Genomic DNA, 20,677 nt, shown 5'->3' with positions numbered 1-20,677 from the left:
GAAAGCGGCTTTTTGCATTCTGCGGGGCCAGTTCGTCTTCTCCAACTAACCGTTTCCATCCCGCCATCTTCACTGGCCTGGATCAATATTTCCCCTGGCGATATCGCCTACCGTAAATGATCCAGGCCTTTGCTGAGGTATGAGCTACAGTGCTTGTCGCGCACCTTGTTGCGCTGACGAAGTATCCGCGTCGACGTTGAAAACACAGCAATAAAAAAGCGTCGACGAGGCGTAGTGCAGCAAGGAGCTGTCACAACCTCAACTGAATCTTCACGGACGAATACCGTAATGAACTGCCTAGAAAGAACCTTCGATATCCAGCCCTTGGTGCAGGCGGACATGACCGTGCACATCAATGGCCAAGCGGTCAGCGCCGCCATCGGCGAAACCGTTCTCAGCGTCATCCAGTCCCTCGGCGTGCGCCAGATCGCACGCAACGATCACGATCAGATCAGCGGCGCCTATTGCGGCATGGGCGTATGCCAGTGCTGTCTGGTGAAAATCAACGGTCGGCACAAGCGCCGCGCCTGCCAGACCGTGGTGCGCGACGGCATGCTGATTGAAACCCAAGTCAACCGCGTCGTCGGGCAGGAGGTTGTATGAGCCTGCAACCGTTGATTGTCGGCGGCGGGCCGGCGGGAATGGCGGCGGCCATCGAACTGGCGCGCCACGGCGTGCGCTGCACCTTGCTCGAAGAGGCTTCGCGCCTCGGCGGCGTGGTCTATCGCGGGCCGCTGCGTGATGGTGTGCAACTGGATTATCTCGGCCCGCGTTATTCCGAAGCACTGGACAAACTGCACGGCGAATTTCAGCAGCAATCGGGGCTGATTGACGTGCGCCTCAACCATCGCGTGGTCGGCGCCGAAGGCACCCGCGCAGTGGTGGTGCTCGACGGTGATGAGCAACTGCACGAGATCGCTTATCCGCAACTGCTGTTGGCCGCTGGATGTCACGAACGCAGCGTGCCGTTTCCCGGCTGGACGTTGCCGGGAGTGATTCTGCTCGGTGGTCTTCAATTGCAGATCAAGAGTGGCGTGGTCAAGCCGCAAGGGCCGGTGATCATCGCCGGCACCGGGCCGTTGCTGCCGCTGGTTGCGACCCAGTTGCATGCCTCTGGCGTGCGCGTCGCCGGCGTCTATGAGGCTTGCGCATTCGGCAAGATCGCCCGCGAGAGTCTGGCGCTGCTGAACAAGCCGCAGCTGTTCCTCGACGGCTTGAGCATGCTCGCTTACCTCAAGTTGCACGGCATCCCGATGAAGTATGGTTGGGGCGTGGTTGAAGCCCATGGCGACGGCGAGCTGAAAAGCGTTAGCGTCGCGCCGTATTCGCCGACGTGGGAGGCAGATCTGTCGCGGGTCGAGCGTTTCGAAGCGCAGACGCTGGCGTTCGGTTACGGTTTTATTCCGCGCACGCAATTGAGCCAGCAGATGGGCCTTGATCACGGCTTCAGCGACGATGGCTACCTGCGTGCGCACGCCAATGTCTGGCAGCAAAGCAGCGTGGCGCATGTGCATCTGGCCGGCGACATGGGCGGGATCCGCGGCGGTGAAGCGGCGATGCTGGCGGGCAAGATCGCCGCCACTTCGATCCTGCTGCAACGCGGTGTGCTCGACGCCGAGCTGGCCCGGGTGCGCCGCGATCGTTACGCGAGCAAGCTCAGAGCCATCGTGCGCTTTCGTGCGGCGGTGGATCGCTACACCGAGCGCGGCGTTGGTCAGATCGCTTTGCCCGCAGCCGACACGGTGATCTGCCGCTGCGAACATGCGACCCGCGCCGACATCGATCTGGCGCTGGAGCAGGGTGTGCAAGACATCGCCAGCCTGAAAATGCGCACCCGCGTGAGCATGGGCGATTGTCAGGGGCGGATGTGCGTCGGCTATTGCAGCGATCGTTTGCGCCAGGCTACCGGACGTCAGGATGTCGGTTGGTTGCGCCCGCGCTTCCCGATTGATCCGGTGCCGTTTTCCGCGTTCCAGTCCCTCGGCAAGGAGGGCGCTTGCCATGAGTAAGTTCTACGACGTGGTCATTGCCGGTGGCGGAGTGATCGGCGCCTCCTGCGCCTACCAATTGTCCAAACGCAAAGATCTCAAGGTGGCACTGATCGACGCCAAGCGCCCCGGCAATGCGACCCGTGCTTCGGCGGGTGGTTTATGGGCGATCGGCGAGTCGGTCGGCCTCGGTTGCGGGGTGATTTTCTTTCGCATGATGTCGGCCAACCGCAAGCGCGAAACCCAGGGCGCAGCGGTGGCGGTGGACGCCAGTACGCCGCATATCTTGCCGGCGTCGTTTTTCGATTTTGCCTTGCAGTCCAACGCGCTGTACCCGGCGCTGCACCGCGAGCTGAAAGACAACCACGGCATGGATTGCAAGTTCGAGAAGACCGGATTGAAATTCGTGATCTATGACGATGAAGACCGGCTCTACGCCGAGCACATCGTCGGCTGCATTCCGCATCTGGCTGATCAAGTGCGCTGGCTCGATCAGGCGGCGTTGCGCGCGGCGGAACCGAGTGTCAGCCATGAGGCGCACGGGGCGCTGGAGTTTCTCTGCGATCATCAGGTCAGCCCGTTCCGCCTCGCTGATGCCTACATGGAAGGCGCGCGGCAGAACGGCGTCGATATCTTCGTCAACACCAACGTCACCGGCGTGCTGCATCACGGCACTCGCGTGACGGGTGTGCAGACGGCGGAGGCGGGGGTGTTCCACTGCAAGACGCTGATCAACGCCGCCGGTGCCTGGGCGGCGGATCTGAGTGAGTGGGCCACGGGGATTCGCATTCCGGTGAAACCGGTGAAAGGGCAGATTCTGCTGACCGAACGCATGCCGAAAATCCTCAACGGCTGCCTGACCACCAGCGATTGCTACGTGGCGCAAAAGGACAACGGCGAAATCCTTATCGGCAGCACCACCGAAGACAAAGGCTTCGACGTCACCACCACCTACCCGGAAATCGCCGGGCTGGTGCAGGGCGCGGTGCGCTGTCTGCCGGAGCTTGTGGACGTCAATCTGAAGCGCACCTGGGCGGGGCTGCGCCCGGGCTCGCCGGATGAGTTGCCGATCCTCGGGCCGATGCGTGGGGTCGAGGGTTATCTGAATGCTTGCGGGCACTTCCGCACCGGCATTCTGACCTCAGCGATTACCGGTGTGCTGCTGGATAAACTGGTGAATGACGAGCCCTTGCCGCTGGATATCACGCCGTTTCTGGCGGATCGGTTTGCAGTCACAGCCGTCGAGCCTGCGCCCGCGCTGGAACTGGTCTGACCCAATCCCCTGTGGGAGCGAGCCTGCTCGCGAATGCAATCTGTCAGTGAAGTATTGGGTGACTGATACGACGCTTTCGCGAGCAGGCTCGCTCCCACAGTTGGTTCTGGGCAAGGCACGATCAGGATTTTCGGGCTTCCTCTTCGAGCTGATCCGATTCAAACAATTTGGCCAGTTCCGCCCGGGCTTCCTGGGCGGTCTGCAGGACTTTGGCGGCATCGTCGTAGACGGCGTGTTGCGCCTCCAGCACCTGTTCGTCGTGATGCTTGAAACGCTTGATCCGCGCATCGGCCTGGGCTTGCGTCAGACCGAGGCCGACCAGCGTGCGCCGGCTCATTTCCAGACTCGAATAATAGGTCTCACGAATCGCTTCCGCGCCGACATCAACCAGGCGATGCACGTGCTGACGGTTACGCGCGCGGGCGATGATTTTCATGTGCGGATACAGCTTGTGCACCACTTCGGCAGTCTTGATGTTGGTCTCCGGATCGTCCGTGGCGATGACGAAATATTCCGCCTCGCCGACCTTCGCCGCGTGAAGGATTTCCGGGCGCATCGGGTCGCCGTAGAACACCGGTACGCCGCCGAAGCTGCGTGACAGTTCGATGGTTTCCACCGAGGTGTCCAGCGCAACGAACTTGATGTTCTGCGCGCGCAGAATCCGCGCCACGATCTGGCCCATCCGGCCCATGCCGGCAATCACCACGCGCGGCGCTTCGGTGTCGATTTCGCGGAATTTCTCCGGCACTTCCACCGGCTGCACTTTCGGGCTGACCAGACGCGCGCAGATCAACAGCAACAACGGCGTCAGCGCCATCGACAGGGTGATGGTCAGCACCAGCAGGTCGTACAGACGCGGCTCGAACAGGCCCTGATCGCGACCGATCTTGAACACCACGAACGCAAACTCACCGCCGGCGGCAAGGACGATGCCGAGGCGGATTGCGCTGATCTTGTTCAATCCTCCTGCCAAGCGCCCAACCACGAACAGCAGCGGCAATTTCAGACCGATCAGCAACAAGGTCAGGCCCAATACGGTGATCGGCGCGCTCAACAACAGGCTGAGATTGGCGCCCATGCCGACGCTGATGAAAAACAGCCCGAGCAGCAGGCCCTTGAACGGTTCGATCTGCGCTTCCAGCTCATGCCGGTATTCCGAATCCGCCAGCAGCAGTCCAGCGAGAAACGCACCCAGCGCCATCGACACACCGACCAGATCCATCAGCCACGCCGTGCCGATCACCACCAGCAACGCGGTGGCGGTGGACACTTCCGGCAGCCCGGTTTTTGCCACCACGCGGAACACCGGACGCAGCAGATACCGTCCGCCGATCACCACCACGGCAATGCCGCCGAGCACCTGCAAGCTGTGACGAATATCGTCGGCGGTGCTGGTGTGATGATCGACGCCGGCGAGCATCGGCACCAGGGCGATCAATGGAATCGCGGCGATGTCCTGGAACAGCAGAATCGCAAACGCGAGACGCCCGTGGGGGCTGGTCAGTTCCTTGCGTTCGGCGAGGCTTTGCAGGCCGAACGCCGTGGAGGAGAGCGCCAGACCGAGGCCCAGGACAATCGCGCTGTTCAGCGGCTGGCCGAACACCGCCAGTGCCAGCACGCCGATCACCGAAGCGGTCAACAGCACCTGCGCCAGACCGACGCCGAACACCGATTTGCGCATCACCCACAAGCGCCGCGGCGACAATTCGAGGCCGATGATGAACAGCAGCAACACCACGCCCAGCTCGGAAATATGCGCAACGCTTTGCGGGTTGCCGATCAGACCGAGCACCGACGGGCCGATGATCACCCCGGCAAACAGATAACCGAGCACCGCGCCCAGTTGCAGACGTTTGGCCAAAGGCACGGTGAGCACGGCCGCGAACAGAAACACGACGGCGGCTTGCAACAGATTGCCTTCATGGGGCATGGAACGACTCCTGACTACGGCTACGGCGGGGGTGACAAGGATAAGGGTTACGCGGTCTCCAGACCATTCGAGAACCAATGTGGGAGCGAGCCTGCTCGCGAATGCGCCGGGTCAGCCACCTATCCATTGACTGATGCCCCGCGTTCGCGAGCAGGCTCGCTCCCACAAGGGCAGCTTCCATCAGGTCTGTAATAATTTGCATCAACTAGTTACATTTATAACCCCTGCGCATCAATTTCCGGAAACGCCATGGCCATCAACTTCGACCTCAACGACCTACAAGCCTTTCGCGCGGTGGTCGAGCAGGGCAGTTTTCGCAAGGCTGCCGACACTGTGCGCCTGTCACAACCGGCGCTGAGCCGGCGCATTGAAAAGCTCGAAGATGCCCTCGGCGTGAAACTGTTCGAGCGCACCACGCGCAAGGTCAGCCTGACCCAGGCCGGGCGCGGCTTCATGCCCAGCGTCGAACGCTTGCTGGATGATCTCGACATTGCCTTGCTCGGCATCAGCGAAGTCGCCTCGACCCGTCTGGGCCATGTCACCGTCGCCTGCGTGCCCTCGGCGGCCTACTACTTCATGCCCCGCGTGGTCGCGCGCTATCACCAGCAGTTTCCGCGGATCAAGGTCAAAGTCCTCGATTCCAGCGCTCACGATGTGTTGAGTGCGGTGGTCAATGGCGAGGCGGATTTCGGTTTGAGTTTTCTCGGCACGCAGGATGCCAAAGTCGAGTTCGAACCGCTTGTGCAGGAGTGCTACGTTGTCGCCTGCCGCCGCGATCATCCGCTGGCCGGGCGCAGCAGCGTCAGTTGGGACGAGTTCTATCAGCAGGATTACATCGCGCTGGACAAGACTTCGGGCAATCGCTTTCTGCTTGATCAGGCCTTGGGCGGGGTGGTGCCGCAGCGTCAGAGCATCTGCGAGACGCGGCATGTGACGACGATGATCGGCTTGGTGGAGGCGGGGCTGGGCGTGGCGGCGGTGCCGTTGATGGCGATGCCCGGGCCGGATCATCCGATCCTGACGCGGGTGCCACTGATTGAGCCGCAGGTGATGCGCAGTGTCGGCATCATCAAGCGCCGGGATCGCACGTTGACCCCGGCGGCACTGGAACTGGAGCGGCTGGTCGTGGAGATGCGCGTCCAGCCGCCAGCGATCAACGCTTGACCGAATCCAGCCCGGTGGCCTGTACATCAGCCTGAGCGGCCGGTGCAGCGAGGTAGGCGAGCAGGGCCTTGGCTTCTTCCGGATGCTCGGCCTTGACCGGAATGCCAGCGGCAAAACGTGTCACCGACTGCACCGATTCCGGAATCTTCGCGACGAAGCTTACGCCCGGCACCGGCAGCAATTCGCTGACCTGCTGGAAGCCCAACTGATAGTCGCCAGTGGCAACCACCGAGCCGACCGGGATCCTGGCAATCATTTTCGCCTTCGGTTTCAGCTGGTCTTCGATGCCGAGTTTCTTGAACAACTGCTGCTCGATGTACACGCCGCTGGCGCTGTCGGAGTACGCCACTGACTGTGCGTCGAGCAGGGTTTTCTTCAGGCCATCGACGCTGCTGATGTCCGGTTTCGCCGCGCCTTCACGCACCACCATGCCGATCCGCGAATCCGCCAGTTCAACGCGGGAGGCCGGGTCGACTTTGCCTTGTTTGATCAGCTCATCGAGGGCGTAACCGACCATGATCACCACGTCGGCGTGCTCACCGCGTGCCAGACGATTGGGAATCGCTTCCGGCGCCTTGCCCATCGACGGGCCGAGGCTGGTGGTGAGCGTGTTGCCCGTTGCGGCGGCGAATTTCGGCCCGAGGATCTTGTAGGCGGCAGTGAAACCACCGGAGGTCATCACGCTGAGTTCTTCGGCCTGGGCCGCGAAGTTGAGGGCGAGACCGGCGAGCAGGGCGGTGACAGTAAAGAGTTTTTTCATGGCGAGTATTCCTCAGGCCGCGACAGGTTGCAGACGACCACCGGCACGGCGGTACAAGTAAAGAGTGGCGCACAGCGCGCACAGGGCACCGATGCTCATCCAGTAGCCTGGCGCGGCTTTGTCGCCGGTGTACTGGATCAGGAAGGTCGACATCGCCGGGGTGAAACCGCCGAAGATCGCCGTGGCCAGGCTGTAAGCCAGGGAGAAACCGGCGACGCGCACTTCCACCGGCATGATTTCGGTCAGCGCCGGAATCATCGCGCCGTTGTACAAGCCGTAAATGAAGGACAACCACAGCAGCGACAGCAGCATGTTGGTGAAGCTCGGCGCCTGCACCAGGAACGACAGCGCCGGATAAGTCGTGGCCAGTGCAAGCAAGGCCATGCCGATCAGCACTGGGCGACGGCCGATACGGTCGGACAACGCACCACCAATCGGCAGCCAGAAGAAGTTCGACACGCCCACCAGCAGCGTTACCAGCAACGCGTCGGATGTGCTCAGGTGCAGCACGGTCTTACCGAAGGTCGGTGCGTACACGGTGATCAGGTAGAACGCGGTGGTGGTCAGCGCGACCATCAACATTCCGCCGAGTACCACGCCCCAGTTCTGGCCGAGGGTGCGGAACACTTCGCGCATGCTTGGACGGTGTTTGCGTGCGGCGAACTCTTCGGTTTCCGCCAGGTTGCGGCGCAGGAAGAAGATGAACGGGACGATCATGCAGCCGACGAAAAACGGAATGCGCCAGCCCCAGGCGGCCACGGCTTGCGGCTCCATCCACTGGTTCAGACCGTAGCCCAGCGCTGCCGCGACGATGATCGCCACTTGCTGGCTGGCCGACTGCCAAGCGGTGAAAAAGCCTTTGCGGCCCGGCGTAGCGATTTCGGACAGATACACCGAGACACCGCCCAATTCCGCACCGGCCGAGAAGCCTTGCAGCAGCCGCCCGATCAACACCAGCGCCGGGGCGAACAGGCCTATGGTTTCGTATCCGGGCACCAGCACAATCAATATCGTGCCGCTGGCCATGATCGACAGGGTGACGATCAGACCTTTGCGCCGGCCGACGTCATCGATGTATGCGCCGAGCACAATGGCGCCCAGCGGACGCATCAGGAAGCCTGCGCCGAACACCGCAAAAGTCATCATCAAGGAGGCGAACTCGCTGCTCGCCGGGAAGAACACCGCCGCGATCTGCGTGGCGTAGAAGCCGAACAGAAAGAAGTCGAACTGTTCGAGGAAGTTGCCCGAGGTCACCCGGAAGATGGCACCGGCTCGCGAGCCGTTGGTTGGGATTGAGGCTGTCATTGAAAAGTACTCCACCGCTTTTATGACGTGCGCTACGGAGAGGCGGCGCACGGTTTTTATTGAGGTGGATGGTGGCGCAGATGTAACAATCTGTTAATTGCATTGTTGGCATGGATTGATGTGTGGGGCGGATCAATGGCTTCAGTGCCTGGCGCATTTGTGGGAGCAAGCCTGCTCGCGAAGGCGCCTGGTCAAGTGATGATTTGTTTCGGTCGACCGGGTACATATCCGTTGCTGCGGTAACGGCTGCTTAAGGTTTCGCCCTTACGGCGAGTCACCTTTTCCAAACGCCGAAAAGGTAACCCAAAAGGCTTGCTCCCACGTTCGGCCCCTCGCGGGCTCGGGGTTCCTTCGCTGCGGGCAGCTGCGCTGCTTTGCTTTTCTGGTGGGGGCGAGCCTGATCGCGACGACGGCCTGCAGGTGAACCCGTTTCCATCGAATTCACGCGATCCAACTGTAGGAGCTGCCGAAGGCTGCGATCTTTTGATCTTGCTTTGCTTTGCTTGGTTTTGTAGGAGAGGACCGGAGCTCAGGTCAATAATTGCGCTGTAATACAAAACCCTGCGGGAGCTGGCTTGCCAGCGATGGTGGTCTGATGGACAAAGCCTTCTGACGGCCACCTCCGGCAAAAAACAAGGAATGTTTCCTGCGCCACGCAGTCGGAGTTCAGGTACTACTCATCTGAAAGAGGTTCACCGATGAACAGCAAAACCCTAATCGCCAGCCTGGCCCTCGTTGCCGGCATTGCCGGGATCACGCCCGTTGTTCAAGCGGCGCAAACCTCCAGCGAACCCGCCGTGCAATCGCCGACCAGCGACCGCCAGTTGAAGGTCAACGACCGCGCACCGGAAATGTACCAGCGCGAAGACAAGGCGCTTAAGAACTGGAAAGCCAAAGGTCTGAAAGCGCCGATCGAGCAGGCGCAGTGGGTGCAGATCAATGACAAGTACGTGATGGTGATGATCACCAACGGCACGATTGTCGAGATGCATCCCGTCGAGAAATAGCCTGAACATCGGGGGGAGCGTTTACAGAAGCTCCCCCTTGTCCCAAAGCTGCACCAGCTCCCCAGGCGCCTGATCCTCTGGCACCTTCAACACCATTTCCCCTGACGGGTAGCGCACCTCAATCTGGTAGAAGCGCTGATCCCCACGGCCGGATTCGCTGCTGTCCAGTGGCAGGCAACCTTCGAGCACCGAGCATATTCTCGAACGCTGACTGATGTCGCATTGCGCGAATTCGATTTCCCGTGGGCGGCTCAGGCTGTGAATCGCTGCAACGCCACCCTGGCGAGATACGCGCAAAACGGAATCTTTATCCAGCTCGGGTAGCGTTTTCATACGGTCTCCTCAGATTATTCGATACCGACCTGTGCCCAGGCTTGCTGCACCGTGTCGGCTGCTTCGGCGCCGAAGCGCTGGTCAGCATGGTCGATCGTCAGTTTCGCGAACGCGTCGAATGTTGCGTCCTGTTTCAAACGGTCATCACACAGCGTGTCGTACCAGATGTGTCCGGCCTTTTCCCAAGCGAAGCCGCCAAACGCTCGCGCTGCCAGGTAAAACGCGCGGTTGGGAATGCCGGAGTTGATGTGCACGCCGCCATTGTCTTCGCTGGTGATGACGAACTTGCGCATGTGATCCGGTTGCGGATCCTTGCCCAGCATCGGGTCGTCGTATGCCGTGCCGGGGTGCGACATCGAGCGCAGGCCCTTGCCTTGGATCTGTGGCATCAGCAGGTCGGCGCCGATCAGCCAGTCTGCCTGCTCGGAGGTTTGGCCGAGGATGTATTGCTTAATCAACACGCCGAATACATCCGAGAGCGACTCGTTCAGCGCGCCGGACTGGTTGGCATAAATCAGCCCGGCTTCGCTTTCGGTGACGCCGTGGGCCAGTTCATGGCCGATGACGTCGAGCGAGCGGGTGAAGCGCTGGAAGATCTCGCCATCGCCGTCACCGAAAACCATCTGCGCGCCATTCCAGAATGCGTTTTCGTAGGCTTGCCCGTAATGCACGCTGCCGATCAGCGCGAATCCCTGATTGTCGATCGAGTCGCGACCAAGCACCTTCCAAAAGAAATCATAGCTGGCGCCCAGCGCATCGTAAGCCTCGTCGACCGCCGGATCCCCCGACGCCGGCTGGCCCTCGAGGCGCACCGGCATGCCCGGCAAGAGCATTTTGTTCTGCGCATCATGCACACTGCGCCGCGCCAGGCCAGGCTTGCTCGCTTCCGGCAGAATCGCGCGCGCCGGCGGCTGCGAAGGGCGGCCGGGGTTGGGCAGCAGGCTGCGCACATGGTTGAGCGTCTGCATCGCGGCGTTGCGCTGCGGCTCGGAACCGTGGGCGATGATGCGGTTGAGGATGTAGGGCGGGATGAAACTGCGCAGCAATCGAGAGTCGGTCATCTAAGCATCCTTGTCGTCATACGATGTCGATACACATGTGAGCGGCAAGGCGCGTTTTCGGTTCCATGGATTGCCATCGACGCCGGATTCTGCGAAAAACGCCGCCTGCGAACATCTCGAGAGCCAACGACATGACAGACGAACTGCAAATCATCGACCTGCAACCGGGCGACGGCAAAGCCGCGGTGAAAGGCGCGCTGATCACCACCCAATACACCGGCTGGCTGGAAGACGGCACTGAATTCGATTCGTCCTGGAGCCGGGGCAAACCGTTTCAGTGCGTGATTGGCACTGGCCGGGTGATCAAAGGCTGGGATCAGGGGCTGATGGGCATGCAGGTCGGCGGCAAACGCAAATTGCTGGTACCGGCGCATCTGGCGTACGGCGAGCGGACCATGGGCAAGATTCCGCCGAATTCGAATCTGGTGTTTGAAATTGAGTTGCTGGAGGTTTTGACGCGGGAGGATTGAAGGGGAGGAATCATCCAGCGGAACTCCTGTGCAGCTGGATGATGTCGATGGTTAACCGCGAAGTTGAATGCTATTCAACTCCCTCGATTTCAAAACTCGGAATGCAGGGTGGACATTGCCACGCAAAGCCAGTGTCAGGCCCATTGCAACGGGCCTGACGGAAAGCAAATGTCCACCTCCAGCCTTGCAGCAGCTGACAGGTTGACCAATGCATCGAGCGAGAATTTGTCGATTTTCCCGTTGAGTACATCATTGAGGCGTGGCTGCGAGATTCCCAATCTTTGTGCCGCGTCCTTTTGAGGAAGCTCCCACGCTCGAATGGTCTCGCAAAGCGAACGCATGAGCTTGGCTCGCAGACGCATGTTGGCAGCTTCCTGAGGCGTGTCCTCCAATGCATCCCATACACTGGAAAATCGTTGGGATGAGTCTTGATGTTCCTTCATGGCTTAACCTATTTCCTGATATCTGGCCCGGGCCAGTTCGATGTCTCTAATTTCCGTTTTACGTGTGGTTTTGTGCATGGCGTGAAGCACATAGATTGCTTCAGGTCGATTGACTACATAAAACACGCGAAACGCCCCTGAGTCCTCGGTGATCCTGATTTCGTTGACACCGCGTCCTACGGTTTTCATAGGGCGCCAATCGAGTGGGGCATCACCCTGTTGCAACAGGTCCAGCTGAAACCCCGCCGCTCTTCGGGCATCAACCGGGAACGCTTTGAGATCTTTCAACGCGCTTCCCACGAACACCACACCCTTGTGTTTCGGCATCGGCTTGTCCTGTGTCAAAAGGAAAAGCGTAATAGCTGAACGTAAGCGGCGACGGTGAGTTTTATTGCAAGAAATGCCAGTGCCCGGTTGATTTTCAGGTTATATCAGAATCAATATAAAGCAAGCCGCATTTTCCGTTTCACAATTTTCACCGTGAGCGTTTCTGCCGGCCTCGCCGTCAACGTCAGCGCTTAAAACGCTGCGGGATGGAGCGAAAGCTTGTTGCTTCGCCCAAACCGCTCCCGATAAACCGACGGCGGTACGCCCACCACGCTGCGGAACGCCACACGAAAACTCTCCACCGAGCGATAGCCGCAGCGCTGGGCGACCTGCTCGGTGTGTTGATGGGTGCTCTCGAGCAGCTCCCGCGCTCGCGCCAGGCGTTCATGTTGCAGCCAGGCTTTCGGCGATTGCCCGCTGGCTTCGGTGAAGCGCCGCAGAAACGTGCGCTCGCTCATTGCCGCTTCGCTGGCCAGATCGCGGACTTCCAGTGGTTCGTGCAGGCGTTCGCGGGCCCATTGCATGACGCGCGACAGGTCGCTGCGGGGCGTCGGGCTGACCGGGGTGGGGATGAACTGGGCCTGGCCGCCGGTGCGTTGTGGCGACATGACCAGTCGCCGCGCGACGGCGTTGGCGACCTGCGTGCCGAAGTCACGTGTCACCAGATGCAGGCAGGCGTCGATGCCGGCGGCGCTTCCGGCGGAGGTGATCAGTTGGCCCGCGTCGACGTAGAGCACGTCCGGATCGACCTCGATGGCCGGGAAGCGTTGCGCCAGTTCGCTGGTATAGCGCCAGTGAGTGGTGGCGCGGTGGCCGTCGAGCAGGCCGCTGGCTGCAAGGACGAACACCCCGGAGCAGATCGACAGCAACCGCGCGCCTCGGTCATGGGCCTGACGCAACGCGTCGATCAGCGCAGGCGGTACCGAGGCGTTGCGGTCGCGCCAGCCTGGAATGACGATAGTGCGCGCTTCGGCGAGCAATTCCAGGCCACCATCGGCCAGCACCTGAATGCCACCCATGGCGCGCATCGGGCCTGGATCGACTGCGGCAATCGCATGCTCGTACCAAGGGAAATCGAACTCTGGTCGGGCCAGGCCGAAGATCTCCACGGCAATGCCGAACTCGAATGTGCAGAGGCCATCGTAGGCCAGAATGGCAACCAGATTGGGCTGAGTGAGCATTTGGCGGAAAACTCCCGGTCGGTGTCTTGCGCGCCACTGTAGCGGCAAGCGCCGTCTCGATAAAGTCTGTTCATCCCCCACAGACAAAGGAGCAACACAACATGACCAGCCTGGTTCGCGAAATCCCCGCCGCACCTTCGGCGATTGCCCTGATGCATTTCAGCAATCGTCTGACCTTCGAAACCGATTGTTCCGACGTGTTCAGTAGCCAAGAGGCCGGTGAGGTCGACTTCGTTCTGGTGGATGTGCGCGGCCCATTGGCGTTCGAGCGCGGGCATGTGCCCGGCGCGATCAATATCCCGACACGCTTGCTCACGGCGGAGCGCTTGGCCGATTACCCGAAACACACTTTGTTCGTAGTCTATTGCGCCGGGCCGCATTGCAATGGGGCGAACAAGGCTGCGGTGAAGCTGGCGGCATTGGGCTATCCGGTCAAGGAGATGATCGGCGGCGTCACCGGATGGCTCGATGAAGGTTTCGAACTGCACGCGGCGTCAGTCGCCAATACACCTGTCGCCTGCGAATGCTGACGTTTCTGTAGGAGCCGCCGGAGGCTGCGATCCTTTGATCTTGATCTCAAAAAAAACAAGATCAAAAGATCGCAGCCTCCAGCAGCTCTACGGGGGATCGGCGTTTCTTGCTCTGAAAACAGTCTTGTTCTACATCCTTCGCACCAACACGGCGCACGCGTTTACTCTCGTCAAAGTGATCGCCGATGTTCTGTAAGTATTTGTCGCTTAAAAACAATTGCCTCCGTGCGCGCCGCCATAGACTGCCGGCCACTTCGGTTTTTGCCGTTAGAACGCCATGACCGAACGCTGACTCGAAAGCTGCCAATAAAAGCCTCCGCACGGGAGTAATAAATGAAAAAGCTAGTGATGTTCGGTGCCCTGGCACTGTCGATGTTGTCCCTGACCGCTGTGGCCGAAGACGCCAAGCCGATCCGCATCGGTATCGAAGCCGGGTACCCGCCATTCTCGATGAAAACCGCTGACGGCAAACTCACTGGTTTTGACGTGGACATCGGTGACGCACTGTGCACGCAGATGAAAGTCAAATGCACGTGGGTCGAGCAAGAGTTCGATGGCCTGATCCCTGCACTCAAAGTGAAAAAAATCGACGCGATCCTGTCGTCGATGACCATCACTGACGATCGCAAGAAAAACGTCGATTTCACTATCAAGTACTACCACACCCCGGCACGCTTTGTGATGAAGGAAGGCTCGGGCGTGAAAGACCCGCTGACCGAACTCAAGGGCAAGAAAGTCGGCGTGCTGCGTGCCAGTACCCATGACCGCTACGCGACCGAAGTGCTGGTTCCGGCCGGGATCGAACTGGTGCGCTACGGCTCGCAGCAGGAAGCCAACCTCGACATGGTTTCCGGGCGTATCGACGCGATGCTCGCTGACTCGGTCAACCTCAGCGATGGTTTCCTGAAAACCGACGCCGGCAAAGGCTTCGAATTCGTCGGCCCGACCTACGAAGACGCCAAATACTTCGGCGGCGGCGCTGGCATTGCCGTGCGCAAGGGCGATACCGCACTGGCTGAGCAATTCAACAAAGCCATCACCGAAATCCGCGCCAATGGCGAGTACAAGAAAGTCCAGGACAAGTACTTCGACTTTGACGTGTACGGCCATTAATACGCCGTGAAAAAAAGTGGCCCCGTTTGCGCGGTGGCCACTTTTTTTATGCTTTTTTATTGATGGAAATTCTCTGTGGGAGCGAGCCTGCTCGCGAATGCGGTCTGACATTCGATATCGTCATCGTCTGACCTGACGCATTCGCGAGCAGGCTCGCTCCCACAGGGTTTTACGTAACCCAGCTATTCAGGAGTTTTTCATGCAACGCATCGACCACGTTCTGCCCTGGAGCCACTTGGGCAGCGAGCGCTCCCTCAGCGTGTTCCGCTACGGCGCCGGCAGCCGCAAGGTGTATATCCAGGCCAGCCTGCACGCCGATGAACTGCCGGGCATGCGTACCGCGTGGGAACTCAAGCTGCGCCTGAACGAACTGGAACGGCAGGGCCGTTTGCAGGGTGTTATCGAATTGGTGCCGGTGGCCAATCCGATCGGCCTGGATCAGCATCTGCAAGGCAATCACATGGGCCGCTTCGAACTGGGCAGCGGCAAGAATTTCAACCGCGCGTTCGTCGAACTCAGCGCCCCGGTGGCAGCGCTGGTGGGCGAGCGTCTGGGCGCGGATGCCGAGGCCAACGTCGCGCTGATTCGCCAGGCCATGGCTCAAGTCTTCGAAGAATTGCCGGCGCCGGCCTCGCAACTGGAGGCCTTGCACCGCTTGTTGCTGCGCCACGCCTGCGACGCCGACATCACCCTCGATCTGCATTGCGACTTCGACGCTGCGATTCACCTCTATGCGCTGCCGCAACACTGGCCGCAGTGGCAATCGCTGGCGGCGCGGCTGAAGGCGGGCGTGGCATTGCTCTGCGAAGACTCCGGTGGCAGCTCGTTCGATGAGTCCTGCTCGACGCCATGGTTGCGTCTGGCCAAAGCATTCCCGAACGCGGCGATTCCGGCGGCGAATCTGGCGACAACGCTGGAGCTGGGCAGCATGGGCGACACCCGCGTCGATCAGGCTCAGGCCAATTGTGAAGCGATTCTGGGCTTTCTCGCCGAGCAGGGTTTCATCAGCGGCGAATGGCCGGCGGCGCCGAGCGAATGTTGTGAAGGTCTGCCGTTTGAAGGCACCGAATATCTGTTCGCCCCGCACCACGGCGTGGTCAGTTTCTTGCGCAATGCCGGCGAGTGGGTAGAGCAGGGCGATGCGCTGTTCGAGGTTGTTGACCCGTTGCAGGATCGCGTGACCACCGTGCGCGCCGGCACCAGCGGGGTGCTGTTCGCGATTGATCGCGGGCGTTATACCGAGCCGGGGATCTGGCAGGCGAAAGTGGCGGGGCGGGTGCCTTTTAGAACCGGGAAGCTCACCAACGACTGATGGCTCTCCGCTGAATTTGCTGACCCCATCGCTGGCAAGCCAGCTCCCACAGGGTTGCGGTTGATCCCAGATTTTGTAGACGCCGTAATTCTTGTGGGAGCTGGCTTGCCAGCGATAGCGGCATCAGCCGCACCACAAAATTTGGATCCTCAGCCGAGAATGTTAGGCTCCCCCGCGAACCCGACACTCTGTGAAGGAACGCTGCAATGCTGAAATTATTCGCCCTGCTGACCCTGCTCGCATCCACCGCCGTCCACGCGCAAACCACCCTGCAATCCGACTTGCCGCTCAAATACCTCGAACAGGTCCACGCCGACGCTGAACCACGTCCGCTGGTGATTTTCCTGCACGGTTACGGCAGTAACGAGGCCGATCTGATCGGCATGAAATTTCAGCTGCCGGCGCAGTACAACTACCTTTCCGTGCGCGCGCCGATGACGTTGGGTGAAGGACGTTTCCAGTGGTTTCGCAAGAAAGGTGAAGGCGCCTACAACGGCGAGACCGATGATCTGAAGGTCAGCGGCCAGAAGCTGCGCGACTTTATCGCCCAGGCGGCGAAGAAATATCACGCCGCGCCGGACAAGGTGTACCTGATCGGCTTCAGCCAGGGCGCGATGATGAGCTACGAAGTGGGCCTGCGCGCGCCGGCGGTCGTGGGCGGGTTTGCCGCGTTGAGCGGGCGCTTGTTGCCGGTGCTCAAAGCCGAACTCAAGCCTGGGCAAGCGCCGCTGCCGCTGAGCATTTTTATCGGCCACGGCACCGCTGATGATCCGGTGCCTTACCGTCACGGCACCGAGGCCAACGCGCTATTGCAAAAACTCGATTACAAGCCCGAGTTTCACGCTTATCCGGGCGTCGGCCACAGCATCAGTGCGGCCGAATTGCGCGATCTGAATGGCTGGTTGCAGCGGCTCAATCCTTGACGATGGCTTTGATCAAGGCATCGTGAGCTTTCTTGTCGCTGACGCGGGAAATCACCTGCACCAGCGCCATCTTCGTCCCCGAGCCGGCCAGCAGCGTGGTGTTCAGGGTTTGGCCACCGCCCTGGGTGGCGGTGCTGTCAACCTGACGCAGCCCCAGGCCGGTGCCTTTTTGGGTCAGGCTTTTTTCGCTGAGCTTGTTGAAGTCCGGCAGGGCCTTGCGCTGATCGTCGATGAAACTCGACACGCTGCCGTCGAGAAACTCACCGTCGTTGTCCTTGACGTTCTGCCCAGCCGGGATCTGGTTTTCGGCGGCGATGACCACGGTTTTGGTGGTCTGGTTGGTGTACATCGTGCCCTTGGCCCCGCTCGGGCTGGCGGGCAGTGGGTCGGCGACAAAGCCTTTGGGCAGGACAAAGGCAAACTTGCCGTCGAGCAGCGAGACCTTCTCGGTTTTGACTTTTTCCTTGGCGGCGTGCGCGTTGATCGCGGCGAAACCAGCGACGGCCGCCAGCATCAGAACAACGGCTTTTTTGCTCAACAATGACATGTGAATCTCCGGTGAATGGTCGCGCGAGGCGGGCGATCATCCCACGGAGCGTGCCGGCCGTTCCAGCGCGATTCGTCCAGGCGGTTATTGTGCTTGCGCCTTGGCCACTGGCCGCGCCAGCAGACGCCGGGTCACCCCGAGCATCGCCACCGACACTGCCACTCCCACTGCGAAGCCGCTGAGGCCCATGGTCGGCAGCGTCAAGGCCGACACCAGGCAGAACGCCGAGAACGAATACATGCCGGTTGCCGTTGCGCGCAATAACGCAGCGGTAAACGCCGGGCCGCGCGTTTGTTGCGAGAACACCGCCATGACGCTGCCGAGCACCGGGAACACCGCGAGCAGGCCGCTCCAGCGTTCGCCGACGGTGCTGGCCAGCATCGTCACCACCAGCGTCAGCGCCGCACCGGCGATCATCCGCCAGATCAGTTTGTCCGACTTCGGTGCTGGCCCGTTCAATACTGGATGCACCTCAGGGAACAGATAAGGCGAAGCGAGCAGTGCCACCGCTGCCGCAATCACCGAGAACGGCAAGGACGCCGGGATCACCGACAAGACTGCCGCCAGCGCGGCCCACACCGCCAGTGAAATGGTCAACGCCCACGGCCAGTTCGCCCGCTGCGCCACCTGCGCATAGGTGATGCAGAAAGCGATCATCGCGAACATTGCCGACAGCGCCGCGACCGCCGATTGCGCGGCAAACTGCGGCCCTTGTTCGATCGCCAGAAAAAACAGAATCGGCCCGACCACCACCGGCAATCCCGACAGCCACCCGGCCACGCTCGGCCCCCAGCGTTTGCCCGCCAGGGAAATCAGCAGGAGAAAACCGGGAATCAGCAGCAGTTTGAGGATCAGCACGCGGGTGTCTCCATCGGGTCAGGATGAGCCACGTTAGCACTGCCGATTAAAGATTGCTGCCTATGTTCGCAATTTTTGTATACAAAAATTCAGGCGCGAATCCGGCTATGCTTTGATCATCAGAATGCAGTGGAGACGATACGGCGATGAACAGAACACCCAAGCTCGTTCGTGGCTGTTGTGGCATCGGTTTATGGGCGCTGTTGCTCACACCGACATGGGCCAATTGGCAGGACGCAGTCCCGGGCGCGCAAATTATCGGCAGCGGCGATTTCAGCGTGTTCGGCTTCGACGTTTACAGCGCGCGCTTGTGGAGTGCCGCGCGGCCTCTGGCGGACGGCCAGCCGTTTGCTCTGGAGCTGATCTACCGGCGCAATATCTCGCGAGACGATCTGGTCAGCACCAGCGTCGATGAGATCAAACGCCTTGCCGGTCCCCGGGTCACTTCAGCGCAATTGGCCGGCTGGCAGACGCAGATGCAGCAATCGTTTGTCGACGTTCAGGCCGGCACGCGGATTACCGGCGTGTATCTGCCGGGGCAGGGCGCGCGGTTTTTTGTCGGCCAGAAGCTGCAGCATGAGATTGAGGATCCACAGTTTGCCAAGGCGTTTTTCGATATCTGGCTGGATCCGCGAACACGCAGTCCCGAGTTGCGCGAGCAGTTGCTGGGGGTGAATCCATAGGTTCAGTGATCTTTGCGCTTCAAGGCATCAGGCGAAACGACTAAGCTGCCGGGCTCCCGTTTTTGTTTCTGGATGTGTGCGTGAAATTCAGTCTGCCCAAAATCGCCACCGCGCCGTTTTGCCCGCCGGAAGTGGCCGGCAGTGTTGCGGTCGATCCGACTGCCTCGTTCTTCAAACGTGTGCTGCGTTTCGCCGGTCCCGGTTTGCTGGTGTCGATCGGCTACATGGATCCGGGCAACTGGGCGACCGCGATCGAGGCCGGTTCGCGTTTTGGCTACAGCCTGTTGTTCGTCGTGTTGCTGGCGAGTCTGGCCGGCATGGTCGTGCAATGTCTGTGCTCGCGGCTGGGCATCGCCACCGGGCGCGATCTGGCGCAGTTGTCCCGCGAGCGCTACAGCACCCCGACAGCGCGCCTGCAATGGATACTGGCGGAGATCTCGATCATCGCCACCGACCTCGCCGAAGTGCTTGGCTGCGCTCTCGCGTTTCACTTGCTGCTCGGTTGCTCGCTGACCTTCGGCATCGCCCTGACGGCGTTCGACACGTTGCTGGTGCTGGCCCTGCAAAACCGGGGCTTCCGCCGTCTCGAAGCGATCATGCTGGTGCTGGTCGCGACCATCGGCGTGTGTTTCTTCGTCGAGTTGTTGTTGATCAAACCGTACTGGCCAGACGTGGCGCTGGGCTTCAAACCTTCGCTGGCGGCCATCGGCGATGCCGCGCCGCTGTATCTGGCCATTGGCATCCTCGGCGCCACAGTAATGCCGCATAACCTTTACCTGCACACCTCGATCGTGCAGACACGGATGATCGGCAAGGACCTGGCGAGCAAGCAGGACGCGGTGAAACTCGCGCGTATCGACACCATTGGTTCGCTGGCCCTGGCGCTGCTGGTCAACGCTGCGATCCTGATTCTCGCGGCGGCGGCGTTTCACCAGTCCGGACACACCGATGTGGTCGACATTCAGGACGCGTATCACCTGCTCGACCCGCTGGTTGGCGGTGCGCTGGCGAGTGTGCTGTTCGGCGTGGCGCTGCTCGCGTCGGGGCAAAGTTCGACCTTCACCGGGACCATCGCCGGGCAGGTCATCATGGAGGGCTATCTGAACCTGCGCATCCCGTGCTGGCAGCGGCGTTTGATCACTCGCGGGCTGGCGCTGATTCCGGCGTTCATCGGCGTCTGGCTCATGGGCGATAACGCGATCGGCAAGTTGCTGGTGTTGAGCCAGGTGGTGTTGAGTCTGCAGTTGCCGTTTGCCCTGTTCCCACTGATCCGCATGACCAACGACAAACGGCTGATGGGGCCGTTTGTGAATCGCTGGCCCACGCGGGTGCTGGCCTGGGGGCTGTTTGTGTTGATCAGCGGGGCGAACAGCTGGTTGATATTGCAGTGGGCGGTTTGATCACTGAGTTGCGGTGACTGGCAGGGACTCTTCGCGAGCAGGCTCGCTCCCACAGGTTTTCGCGGGCCG

Annotated in this window: 23 protein-coding genes; 12 read left to right on the top strand and 11 right to left on the bottom strand. The window is 60.7% G+C overall.

Translation table 11 applies throughout. From position 1 onward, the window contains the following. Positions 1-288: 288 nt before the first annotated feature. Genes PSH90_RS16350 through hcnC form a run of 3 tightly spaced genes read left to right on the top strand, consistent with a single transcriptional unit; the run spans position 289 to position 3,261 of the window. Positions 289-603, top strand: coding sequence for a (2Fe-2S)-binding protein (locus PSH90_RS16350; RefSeq protein ID WP_056789002.1), 315 nt, complete (start codon positions 289-291; stop codon positions 601-603). Next, positions 600-2,009, top strand: a complete 1,410-nt coding sequence (gene hcnB / locus PSH90_RS16345) for a cyanide-forming glycine dehydrogenase subunit HcnB (RefSeq protein ID WP_305381046.1) — start codon at positions 600-602, stop codon at positions 2,007-2,009. The genes PSH90_RS16350 and hcnB overlap by 4 nt, the downstream gene beginning before the upstream one ends. Continuing rightward, entirely contained in the window at positions 2,002-3,261 is a 1,260-nt protein-coding gene (hcnC, locus tag PSH90_RS16340; RefSeq protein WP_305381045.1) for a cyanide-forming glycine dehydrogenase subunit HcnC, read from the top strand. The genes hcnB and hcnC overlap by 8 nt, the downstream gene beginning before the upstream one ends. Before the next feature lie 121 nt (positions 3,262-3,382). Here hcnC and PSH90_RS16335 read toward each other — a convergent pair whose 3' ends face one another. Beyond that, complete coding sequence (locus PSH90_RS16335; protein WP_095182026.1) at positions 3,383-5,191, bottom strand: monovalent cation:proton antiporter-2 (CPA2) family protein; 1,809 nt, start codon at positions 5,189-5,191, stop codon at positions 3,383-3,385. Positions 5,192-5,440: 249 nt separating this feature from the next. On the opposite strand from PSH90_RS16335, the gene PSH90_RS16330 reads away from it, so the two are divergent. After that, positions 5,441-6,355 (top strand): LysR family transcriptional regulator, encoded by a 915-nt coding sequence (locus tag PSH90_RS16330; RefSeq protein ID WP_150741110.1) that lies wholly within the window; start codon positions 5,441-5,443, stop codon positions 6,353-6,355. On the opposite strand, the gene PSH90_RS16325 is transcribed toward PSH90_RS16330, so the two are convergent. Together PSH90_RS16325 and PSH90_RS16320 are read right to left on the bottom strand one after the other, a co-directional pair. Then, a complete protein-coding gene (locus PSH90_RS16325) occupies positions 6,345-7,115 on the bottom strand; it encodes a substrate-binding domain-containing protein (protein WP_282386705.1) in 771 nt (256 codons plus the stop codon). The genes PSH90_RS16330 and PSH90_RS16325 overlap by 11 nt on opposite strands. A gap of 12 nt (positions 7,116-7,127) precedes the next feature. Continuing rightward, positions 7,128-8,420 carry an MFS transporter gene (locus PSH90_RS16320; protein WP_016775219.1) on the bottom strand — a complete coding sequence of 431 codons (1,293 nt, stop codon included), beginning with the start codon at positions 8,418-8,420 and terminating at the stop codon, positions 7,128-7,130. 698 nt (positions 8,421-9,118) lie between these two features. Between PSH90_RS16320 and PSH90_RS16315 the strand changes: the two genes are divergently transcribed. Then, positions 9,119-9,427, top strand: a complete 309-nt coding sequence (locus tag PSH90_RS16315; protein WP_056789015.1) for an RcnB family protein — start codon at positions 9,119-9,121, stop codon at positions 9,425-9,427. A 21-nt stretch (positions 9,428-9,448) separates the two neighbouring features. Here the strand turns inward: PSH90_RS16315 and PSH90_RS16310 are convergent, their stop codons facing one another. Beyond that, on the bottom strand, positions 9,449-9,760 hold the full coding sequence (locus PSH90_RS16310) for a protealysin inhibitor emfourin (RefSeq protein WP_305381043.1): 312 nt from the start codon (positions 9,758-9,760) through the stop codon (positions 9,449-9,451). A 14-nt stretch (positions 9,761-9,774) separates the two neighbouring features. Next, positions 9,775-10,821 carry a M4 family metallopeptidase gene (locus PSH90_RS16305; RefSeq protein WP_305381041.1) on the bottom strand — a complete coding sequence of 349 codons (1,047 nt, stop codon included), beginning with the start codon at positions 10,819-10,821 and terminating at the stop codon, positions 9,775-9,777. A gap of 131 nt (positions 10,822-10,952) precedes the next feature. On the opposite strand from PSH90_RS16305, the gene PSH90_RS16300 reads away from it, so the two are divergent. Beyond that, the gene (locus tag PSH90_RS16300; RefSeq protein WP_305381040.1) at positions 10,953-11,291 is read left to right on the top strand and encodes an FKBP-type peptidyl-prolyl cis-trans isomerase; all 339 of its coding nucleotides are present in this window, start codon (positions 10,953-10,955) and stop codon (positions 11,289-11,291) included. Positions 11,292-11,425: 134 nt separating this feature from the next. On the opposite strand, the gene PSH90_RS16295 is transcribed toward PSH90_RS16300, so the two are convergent. From PSH90_RS16295 to ftrA, 3 genes are all read right to left on the bottom strand, one after another. After that, positions 11,426-11,734: a helix-turn-helix domain-containing protein gene (locus PSH90_RS16295; protein WP_016775213.1), complete on the bottom strand. Its 309-nt coding sequence runs from the start codon at positions 11,732-11,734 to the stop codon at positions 11,426-11,428. A gap of 3 nt (positions 11,735-11,737) precedes the next feature. Next, positions 11,738-12,061, bottom strand: coding sequence for a type II toxin-antitoxin system RelE/ParE family toxin (locus PSH90_RS16290; protein ID WP_305381039.1), 324 nt, complete (start codon positions 12,059-12,061; stop codon positions 11,738-11,740). 191 nt (positions 12,062-12,252) lie between these two features. Further along, a complete protein-coding gene (gene ftrA, locus PSH90_RS16285; RefSeq protein WP_258706886.1) occupies positions 12,253-13,242 on the bottom strand; it encodes a transcriptional regulator FtrA in 990 nt (329 codons plus the stop codon). A 101-nt stretch (positions 13,243-13,343) separates the two neighbouring features. On the opposite strand from ftrA, the gene PSH90_RS16280 reads away from it, so the two are divergent. Beyond that, the gene (locus PSH90_RS16280; protein WP_305381038.1) at positions 13,344-13,772 is read left to right on the top strand and encodes a rhodanese-like domain-containing protein; all 429 of its coding nucleotides are present in this window, start codon (positions 13,344-13,346) and stop codon (positions 13,770-13,772) included. A 61-nt stretch (positions 13,773-13,833) separates the two neighbouring features. Here the strand turns inward: PSH90_RS16280 and PSH90_RS16275 are convergent, their stop codons facing one another. After that, a complete protein-coding gene (locus PSH90_RS16275; protein WP_095182018.1) occupies positions 13,834-14,079 on the bottom strand; it encodes a hypothetical protein in 246 nt (81 codons plus the stop codon). A 26-nt stretch (positions 14,080-14,105) separates the two neighbouring features. On the opposite strand from PSH90_RS16275, the gene PSH90_RS16270 reads away from it, so the two are divergent. From PSH90_RS16270 to PSH90_RS16260, 3 genes are all read left to right on the top strand, one after another. After that, the gene (locus tag PSH90_RS16270) at positions 14,106-14,885 is read left to right on the top strand and encodes an ABC transporter substrate-binding protein (RefSeq protein WP_095182017.1); all 780 of its coding nucleotides are present in this window, start codon (positions 14,106-14,108) and stop codon (positions 14,883-14,885) included. Positions 14,886-15,084: 199 nt separating this feature from the next. Further along, positions 15,085-16,197: a succinylglutamate desuccinylase/aspartoacylase family protein gene (locus PSH90_RS16265; RefSeq protein ID WP_073471250.1), complete on the top strand. Its 1,113-nt coding sequence runs from the start codon at positions 15,085-15,087 to the stop codon at positions 16,195-16,197. Between the two features lie 206 nt (positions 16,198-16,403). Further along, positions 16,404-17,120, top strand: a complete 717-nt coding sequence (locus tag PSH90_RS16260) for an alpha/beta hydrolase (RefSeq protein ID WP_150634982.1) — start codon at positions 16,404-16,406, stop codon at positions 17,118-17,120. Here PSH90_RS16260 and PSH90_RS16255 read toward each other — a convergent pair. Together PSH90_RS16255 and PSH90_RS16250 are read right to left on the bottom strand one after the other, a co-directional pair. After that, a complete protein-coding gene (locus PSH90_RS16255; protein WP_252884433.1) occupies positions 17,110-17,667 on the bottom strand; it encodes a hypothetical protein in 558 nt (185 codons plus the stop codon). The genes PSH90_RS16260 and PSH90_RS16255 overlap by 11 nt on opposite strands. Before the next feature lie 84 nt (positions 17,668-17,751). Beyond that, complete coding sequence (locus PSH90_RS16250; protein ID WP_041476998.1) at positions 17,752-18,525, bottom strand: hypothetical protein; 774 nt, start codon at positions 18,523-18,525, stop codon at positions 17,752-17,754. Positions 18,526-18,671: 146 nt separating this feature from the next. On the opposite strand from PSH90_RS16250, the gene PSH90_RS16245 reads away from it, so the two are divergent. Then, a complete protein-coding gene (locus PSH90_RS16245) occupies positions 18,672-19,208 on the top strand; it encodes a chalcone isomerase family protein (protein WP_095182013.1) in 537 nt (178 codons plus the stop codon). A gap of 80 nt (positions 19,209-19,288) precedes the next feature. Then, positions 19,289-20,608, top strand: a complete 1,320-nt coding sequence (locus PSH90_RS16240) for an Nramp family divalent metal transporter (protein WP_305381036.1) — start codon at positions 19,289-19,291, stop codon at positions 20,606-20,608. The last annotated feature ends 69 nt before the right edge of the window (positions 20,609-20,677 follow it).

This window comes from Pseudomonas sp. FP1762 (genome assembly GCF_030687105.1).
GTDB classification, from domain to species: domain Bacteria; phylum Pseudomonadota; class Gammaproteobacteria; order Pseudomonadales; family Pseudomonadaceae; genus Aquipseudomonas; species Aquipseudomonas siliginis.
This window is presented reverse-complemented; position numbering and strand designations above follow the sequence as displayed.